At 66.9% G+C, this 939-nt stretch carries 2 protein-coding genes; both read right to left on the reverse strand.

Going from position 1 to position 939, the window contains the following annotated elements:
• Positions 1 to 519 (reverse strand): DUF1254 domain-containing protein (locus tag J0A65_RS24200; RefSeq protein WP_206596815.1); only part of this gene is annotated, 519 nt, incomplete at its 3' end.
• 25 nt (positions 520 to 544) lie between these two features.
• Positions 545 to 939, reverse strand: a 395-nt coding sequence (locus J0A65_RS24205) for a DUF1214 domain-containing protein (RefSeq protein ID WP_206596816.1), incomplete at its 5' end; no start/stop codon positions are given.

The following is a 939-nucleotide window of genomic DNA, read 5'->3' on the forward strand; positions in this document are numbered from 1 at the left end:
GAGACGCGTCGGGGAACGCAGCAGGGTCAGCCCTGCCGGCACCTGCCCGTCCCAGCGCGGGCCGACCAGCAGGAAGCTTCCGCCCCGGCTGCCGAGTGTGCGACTGCCAAGGCTGGCGAAGACGTTGCTCCAGGCATCGAGAAACTGCATCAGCAGGTAGCGCTGGCTGGCCGGCACTTCGAACACCCAGGGCCCGGCATCCAGGTCCAGCCAGGCCTGGGTGTAGAGGGTGTCCACGTTGGGGCGCACGAACACGCGGTAGTCCGCGTCGGGAAAGGCCGGCATGTGCAGCAGGCGATTGGCCGGCGCGATGTCGCTGACGAAGTCGTGCCGGGTAAGGTCAGCCAGCACCAGCGGATAGCCGAACACATAGCCGCGGGCCGCCAGGCCCAGGGTTTCGCGCTGGCTCCACGCCAGGCCGCCGCTCAGCAGCGCAGCCAGCACGCCCAGAAGCAGCAGGCGACGCCACAGCGTACGCGGTTTGCGCAGAAGGCAGGGGGACAGCTTCAACTCGTTCATGAACGTTTTTCCGCATTCAGGTTGCTCATGGCAAACGCTGGATGGCCGGCGGCACCCACTGTTTGTCCAGCACCGACGCCTTGGGCCAGTACAGGCGCAGGAACAGGCTGAAATCCTCCGCCGGGGCCGGCAGCCAGTTGCTCAGCTGTTCGGGCGCCTGGGGCTGCTCGTGCTGCACGTACAGGTCGAGCGAGCCATCGGCGTTGTAGCGCAGGTCGCTGTCACCGCTGAGGGCATAGCGCTTGAGCGCATTGGCACTGAGAAACTGCTGGCCGTTGTAGAGGGTCAGCGACCAGAAGGCGCGCACCGGCGGCAGTTGCTCCTTGCTGAAGTGCAGCACGTAGCGATGCGCGCCCGTGAGGGGCTGGCCCTGCTGGTCATTCCACAGGTTGGGGTAGATCGCGTCCGCCGCCAGGTTGG

This window comes from Bowmanella yangjiangensis (genome assembly GCF_017255015.1).
Classification (GTDB): Bacteria; Pseudomonadota; Gammaproteobacteria; order Enterobacterales; family Alteromonadaceae; genus Bowmanella; species Bowmanella yangjiangensis.